Consider the following 7,259-nt stretch of genomic DNA (forward strand, 5'->3'; position numbering starts at 1 on the left):
GGAATTACAGGCTGAATTAAAGGAAACTGTCGTTTTTAATATCGCTCAGAAGCAGAAAATTTATTATTCTAATCAACATGAAAAAGATTATCTTTTAAATTTTAAATTAAATAATAAAGTTAAAACTATTATTTGTGTTCCAGTTTTAATAAGGTCCCGTGTAACCGGAATTATCCAAATATTTTATGAAAGGTTTTATGCTCATTCTGAAGAAGAAACAAGCTATTTATTAGCTTTTGCAAGAAACACTGCACTAGCAGTTGAAGATACTAGATTAATGGGTAGTTCAGCTCTACTACAGGAAAGTCACCATAGAATAAAAAACAATTTACAATCCATTATTAGTATCATATCTTTGCAAAAACAGGTAGTAGAAGTTGGCGTTGAAAATAAGTTAAATGATGTTTTAGATAATATTACTTTACGGATTAAAAGTATAGCATCTGTTCATGATTTGCTAGCTAAAGATAAATTGGGAAGAAGTATTATTAATATTAAGGATATAGTTGGAGCAATAACAGATTTTTTCAGAGAAATGAATGCACAACTAAAAATTGATTTAGATATGGAAAATATATTTATTCCATATAACAAAGCAACTTCAATTGCGCTTATTATAAATGAATTAATAAATAATTGCTTGAAACATGCATTTCCTAATAAAATATCAGGATTAATTACTGTAAAATGCAAAAAAAACAAAAAAATTATATTATTATCAGTTGAGGATAATGGAATAGGGATTCCACCCGATTTTGATATAAAGAAGCGAAGCAGCTTAGGTCTATCTATAGTTTCTTCTATTATAGAGTATGAATTTAAAGGGAAGATAGAATTTATTTTAATGGGAAAAGGAACAAAAATCGAGATTTTCCTACCAAATGAAAAGGTTTTTGTAACTTATAAGAAAAAGTAATGTAAAGGGGGAGAACTATATATGAATAAATCATTAAGGATTTTATTGGCAGAAGATGAATATTTGTGTCTAATAGGATTAGTGACTAACTTAAAACAACTTGGTCATGAGATTATCGGAGAAGCTTCTGATGGGGAAGAACTTTTGAAGATGGCATTAGAAAAGAAACCGGATTTAATTATTACAGATATTAATATGCCGCTTTTGGATGGTATTGAAGCTATTAAAAAGATTAATGAGCAAATTTTTATTCCTAGTATAATAATAAGTGGTTATCATGACAAAGAGTTAATTGAAAGAGCAACGAAAGAAGGTATATTTAATTATTTAATTAAGCCAGTAGATGTCTGGGACTTAAAAGTCGCTATAGAGGTGTTTATATCTAAATTTGAGGAGTTTCAAAAAATGAAGGGCAAACTGGATGATACTGAGAAATCTCTTGAAAGTCGTAAGTATATAGAAAAAGCTAAAGGGATTATAATGGATAGATTTCATATAAGTGAAGCCGAAGCGATGAAGAGATTGCAGAAAATCAGTAGAGATACTAACAAAAAAATGTTAGAGGTAGCTAATGAGATAATTGCTGCTAATAAGCTTTTAAGTTAATAATTCTGGCTGTATTAATATAGCCAGAAACAAAATATTTTAAACTCTTGACATATTATTAAAGTTGTTGTAATATACATATATGGACAGACAGTAAATATAACAGAAATGTATGGGGAAATTAAAGTTAATTATTTTTAACAACAATGTATACGTTTAAACAAAAACTAGATTTTATAAAAGATAACCTTAAAATGATTACTCAATAATAAATTAATGGTCTAAGAGTTAATTTTATGTTTATGATTGATGTAAAATTAATAACATTAAGCATTTGTTTAAAGTAAAGTAAAAATTTAATATATGGAATTTTGAATTTATGATAGATTTAGGATTCTAGAGGTCATGATGCCTCGTATATACTTGAGAATTGGATTTGTATGCCTTTCTCGTGTATATACGAGGCATCTATTTTTATAAAAACAAATTTTTAATTTAGACTATACATTTCAAACTACTATATGTTAGGGGGGTGTAAAATTGTTTAACTGTGATGTTTAATATAGTTAAGCATCAATTCTAAACTTTAAGAAATTATATTTTTATTGGAAATATCATATAAAATAATTAAGGGGTGATTTTAATGAAAAAGGCATTAGCAATATTAATGATAGCTACATTAGGATTTACAGGATGTAGTCAAACTGCGAAAACAGAAACACCATCAGCAACGGAAGTAGCAGCACCAGATCAACTAGTTATAGGGATGTCTTTCCAAGAGATGGAAAATCCGTATTTTATTACAATGAATGAGGCAGTACAAGAAGCAGCAGATGCAGTTGGAGCTAAGCTTATTGTAACTGACGCTAAACACGATGTAATTAAACAAACTAGTGATATAGAAGACATGATTCAAAAAGGTGTTAAAATTTTATTACTTAACCCAACTGATTCTAAAGGTATAGAAACAGCCGTTATAGAAGCAAAAAAAGCTGGTCTTACTGTAGTTTGTATTGATGCACAAGCAAACGGCCCAATCGATTCATTTGTAGGTTCTAAAAACTATGATGCTGGTTACTTAGCTGGAAAACAAATGGGGAAAGATTTAGGTGGAAAAGGTAAAGTTGCTATTTTAAATGGTATTCCAGTAGTTCCTATCTTAGAAAGAGTAAAAGGTTTTGAAGCTGCTATGAAAGAATTCCCAGATATTAAAGTTGTGGATAACCAAAATGGACAACAAGATCGTGCTAAGGCAATGACTGTAACTGAAAATATGATGCAAACAACTCCAGATTTAAAAGCAATATTTAGTGTTAATGATACAGGTTCTTTAGGATCTGTTGCCGCTATTGAAAGTGCTAGTAAGGATGTAGGAGTTTATAGTGTTGACGGTGCACCAGAAGCAGTTAAAGCTTTATTAGAGGGCGATATATTGAAATGTACAGTAGCTCAGTATCCTCGTGATCAAGTAAGAATTGGTTTTGGAATTGCATTAGCTAAGTATTTAGGAGCAAACGTTCCAGATTCAGTACCAGTAGATGTTAAAGCATTGACAAAAGAAAATGCAGAAGGATTTGCTTGGTAAAATGTAATTATTCAAAATCAGGCATTTCAAATTTTTGGAATGCCTGATTTCGAATATTATAATAAAAAAAGAGGAGGTGTGATAATGGATAAAATTTTGGAACTTGAAGATATAACAAAGGTGTTTCCTGGAGTAAAGGCATTAGACGGTGTAAGTTTTAATTTAATACGTGGAGAAATTCATGCGTTGGTTGGTGAAAATGGAGCAGGTAAATCAACTTTAATGAAAATATTATCTGGGATATATAAACCTACAAATGGTAAGATAATTTTTAATGGAAAAGAGATTGTTTTGGAAAATACAAAGCAGGCGCAGATATTAGGGATAACTATTATACATCAGGAATTTAGTTTAATTCCTTATCTTAATTCAGTAGATAACATATTTTTGGGACGAGAATTAAGAAAGAAAAATGGTCTATTAGATAGAAAGCTTATGAAAGAAAAAACAATGCAATTATTAAAACAAATTAACGTAGAAATTGATGTAGACAAAACAGTAGATGGTCTTAGTGTGGCTGAGCAACAATTCGTTGAGATAGCCAAGGCTCTTTCTGTCAACGCAAATCTTTTAATACTAGATGAACCAACTGCAACATTAACAGTGGGAGAGGTAAAGCATCTCTTCGATTTAATGAAGACTCTTAAGGCAAAGGGAGTAACTATGGTCTTTATCTCACATCATATGGATGAAATATTTGAGATAGCCGATAGATTTTCTGTTTTGAGAGATGGAAAAGGGATAGGTACTGAATTAGTAAATAAAGTTACAGAAGATGACATTATCCGTATGATGGTAGGTAGAGAATTAGAGGAAATTCTTGAAGAACAAACCTTTTGTGAAAAAACAAAGCAGCTACTTCTTGAAGTTAAGATACTAAAAAACAAAAGGGTTAATGGTGTATCATTTAAACTAAATAAAGGTGAAATTCTAGGAATTTCAGGGTTAGTAGGGTCTGGAAGAAGTGAAGTAGTGAGGGCATTAATTGGTGCGGATAAAGCAGATGAAAAAGAAATCTATATGAATGAAAAAAAGGTTAATATAAAATCCCCATATGAAGCATTAAAGCTTGGTATAGCTTTAATACCTGAGGATCGAAAAACCCAAGGGTTAATTTTAGAATCATCTGTCAAAGATAATGTAAGTTTATCATCATTGAATAAAGTCACGAACAAATACAATTTTATTGATAAAGCAAAAGAAAGGGACATAGTAGAAGAATATGTATCCAGTTTAAAAATAAAAACTCCTGATATAGATAGGATGGTAAAGAATTTAAGTGGTGGAAATCAACAAAAGGTAGTAATAGCTAAATGTTTGAATACAGCTTGTGAAATCTTGATTTTTGATGAACCTACTAGGGGAATAGACGTAGGAGCTAAGGCGGAAATATATAAATTAATGCGACAATTAGTTAACAAGGGCGCTTCAATTATTATGATATCCTCTGAACTGCCAGAAGTTTTAAAAATGAGTGATAGAATATTAGTTATGTGCAAAGGAAAAATTACAGGAGAGCTAAGCTCTAAAGAGGCAAATCAAGAAAAAATTATGTATTATGCAACTGGAGGTGGAATAAATGCTTAATTCTCAAAATAATAAAACAAATGAAAAAAAAGATTTAGCATATTTCGTAAAAAAGGTTAAAAACATAGAGTTAAAAAAGGAAATGATAACTTTAATAGGCCTTCTTGCTTTATGTTTAGCAATGACAATGGCATCTGATAAATTTTTACAAACTGATAATTTAGTTAATATTGTAAGACAAGTGTCTGTAAATGGAATTTTAGCCGTCGGTATGACTTTTGTTATTCTAACATCAGGTATAGATCTTTCTGTTGGCGCGATTATGGCACTTTCAAGTACTGTAATGGCTAGTGCCATGATTAATTACGGAATTTCTCCTGTTGTAGCGGTAATGCTCGGAATTGGAGTAGGAGCATTATTTGGTCTTGTAAATGGTACGCTTATAGCATATGCAAAGCTACCACCAATTATAGTTACACTTGCTATGATGGAAATTCCTCGTGGGATAGCGCTTATTCATACGGGAGGGTATCCATTAGCTGGTTTGCCAGATGGATTTTCTTTTATAGGTAGAGGATATTTATTTAATGTAATACCTATGCCGGTAGTTATAATGCTTGTTATCTATGTTGTTGCTTATATTATTTTACAACACTTACCAATGGGGAGATATATCTATGCTATTGGAGGTAATGAAGAGGCTGTTCGGTTATCAGGTATTAAGGTTAAAAAATATAAGATTCTAGCATATCTTACAAGTGGGTTAACAGCTGCAATTACAGGAATGGTATTAACTTCTAGGTTAATGTCCGGACAACCCAATGTAGGTGTCGGGTTTGAATTAGATGCTATCGCAGCGGTAGTATTAGGTGGTACTGACATAGCCGGTGGCCGTGGAACAATTTTTGGAACTTTCTTAGGTGTATTAATTATAGGCGTATTAAGTAATGGATTGAACCTTATGGGAGTTTCACCGTATGTTCAAAGGGTATTAAAAGGATTAATAATAATCTTTGCTATTTACTTTAGTTCCAAAAAGAAAAAATAGATTAATGAAATGTATTTGTAATTAATTAGCTGTATGTTAAAATATAATTATGCAATGAAAGGTGGATATTAAAATGAGAAAAATTCCAGAAACAATGAAAGCATTAGTAGCTTACGACAAGGGTGATTATCGCTTTGAGCCAAATTATCCTACACCTCAATGTGGACCAGATGATATTATTATTAAAACAGAGGGTTGCGGAGTTTGTGCAGGAGATCTAAAATGTCAACATGGAGCTGCTATGTTTTGGGGAGATGAATCTCAGCCTTCTTGGGTTAAACCGCCATTTATTCCTGGACATGAATTTCTTGGAATAGTTGTGGAGCTTGGCGCTAATGTATCGGATTATGTAATTGGTGATAGATTAACAGCTGATCAAATAGTTCCATGTGGAGAATGTAGATTTTGTAAGGATGGTCACTACTGGATGTGCCAACCTCATGATATGTTTGGATTTCAAAGTTATAATAATGGTGGTATGGCGGAATACGTTCGTTATCCTAAAAATGCTGTTATACACAAAGTTCCAAAAGTGATGAAACTCGAAGATGCCTTATTAATTGAACCTTATGCATGTTCTAAACACTGCGTTGATAGAGCTCAAATCGGATGCGAAGATGTAGTAGTAATATCAGGCGCAGGAACACTTGGACTAGGTATGATCACTTATGCAAAAATGAAAAACGCGAAAAAATTAATTGTTTTGGATATGGTTGATTCACGTCTTGAGAAGGCAAAAGAATTTGGTGCTGATATTGTAATGAATCCATCTAAAACTAACGTTGTTCAAGAAATTCTTGATATGACAGAAGGTTATGGTTGCGATATTTACATTGAGGCAACTGGACATCCGTCTAGCGTAATACAAGGATTAAGCATGGTAAGGAAATTAGGACGTTTTGTTGAATTTAGTGTTTTCGGAGCACCTACAACTGTTGATTGGTCAATTATAGGAGACCGTAAAGAACTGGATATTCTAGGTTCTCACTTAAGCCCATATTGCTATCCGTTTGTTATTGAGAACATTACTAACGGTAATTTAAAAACAGATGGTGTAGTATCCAGCACTTTCCCAATCGAAAAATGGGAAGAAGCTTTTGAGTATGCAACTGGCAAACATGGTGATTTAAAAGTAATACTCACATTCTAGTTAATTTAAATTAAGAATTTAAATATTTCAGAAAAAACTTAATTCATTTATAATAAATTAATTAATCACTATAGCGCCTTACAAATGTAAATTGCTATAGTGATTATATTTTAAGGAAGGATGTTATATATTTGAATACGTATTATATTGGACTTTACGAAAAATCTATGCCAAACTCACTGTCTATAAAAGAAAAGTTGATGGAAGCAAAGAAGGCCGGTTTTGATTTTATGGAAATAAGTATTGATGAAAGTGACGAAAAACTAGGACGCTTAAAGTGGAATAGAGATAAGCGGTTTGAGCTTATTAAAGATATATCAGAAGCAGGTATTAAAATAATGACTATGTGCCTTAGCGGTCATAGAAAGTTTCCAATAGGTAGTGAAGATAAAGAAATACGGGAATGTGGCATGAAGATCATGAGTGATGCAATTGATTTTGCTGTTGATATTGGAGTGAGAATTATACAAATTGCAGGCTATGATGA

General features: G+C 31.7%; 7 protein-coding genes. All 7 read left to right on the top strand.

What is annotated here, in order from left to right:
- Positions 1-916 (top strand): histidine kinase dimerization/phosphoacceptor domain -containing protein (locus JJE11_RS11235; RefSeq protein ID WP_291635611.1); only part of this gene is annotated, 916 nt, incomplete at its 5' end.
- Positions 917-937: 21 nt separating this feature from the next.
- The gene (locus JJE11_RS11240; RefSeq protein WP_291635613.1) at positions 938-1,522 is read left to right on the top strand and encodes a response regulator; all 585 of its coding nucleotides are present in this window, start codon (positions 938-940) and stop codon (positions 1,520-1,522) included.
- Between the two features lie 583 nt (positions 1,523-2,105).
- On the top strand, positions 2,106-3,047 hold the full coding sequence (locus JJE11_RS11245; RefSeq protein WP_291635615.1) for a substrate-binding domain-containing protein: 942 nt from the start codon (positions 2,106-2,108) through the stop codon (positions 3,045-3,047).
- Positions 3,048-3,131: 84 nt separating this feature from the next.
- Entirely contained in the window at positions 3,132-4,634 is a 1,503-nt protein-coding gene (locus JJE11_RS11250; RefSeq protein ID WP_366927926.1) for a sugar ABC transporter ATP-binding protein, read from the top strand.
- A complete protein-coding gene (locus JJE11_RS11255; protein ID WP_291635618.1) occupies positions 4,627-5,622 on the top strand; it encodes an ABC transporter permease in 996 nt (331 codons plus the stop codon). The genes JJE11_RS11250 and JJE11_RS11255 overlap by 8 nt, the downstream gene beginning before the upstream one ends.
- A gap of 73 nt (positions 5,623-5,695) precedes the next feature.
- On the top strand, positions 5,696-6,772 hold the full coding sequence (locus tag JJE11_RS11260; RefSeq protein ID WP_291635619.1) for an alcohol dehydrogenase catalytic domain-containing protein: 1,077 nt from the start codon (positions 5,696-5,698) through the stop codon (positions 6,770-6,772).
- Positions 6,773-6,903: 131 nt separating this feature from the next.
- On the top strand, positions 6,904-7,259 hold a 356-nt coding region (locus tag JJE11_RS11265), incomplete at its 3' end, for a TIM barrel protein (protein WP_291635621.1).

Source organism: Clostridium sp. (assembly GCF_016650095.1).
In the GTDB taxonomy this organism is placed as follows: domain Bacteria; phylum Bacillota; class Clostridia; order Clostridiales; family Clostridiaceae; genus Clostridium_AD.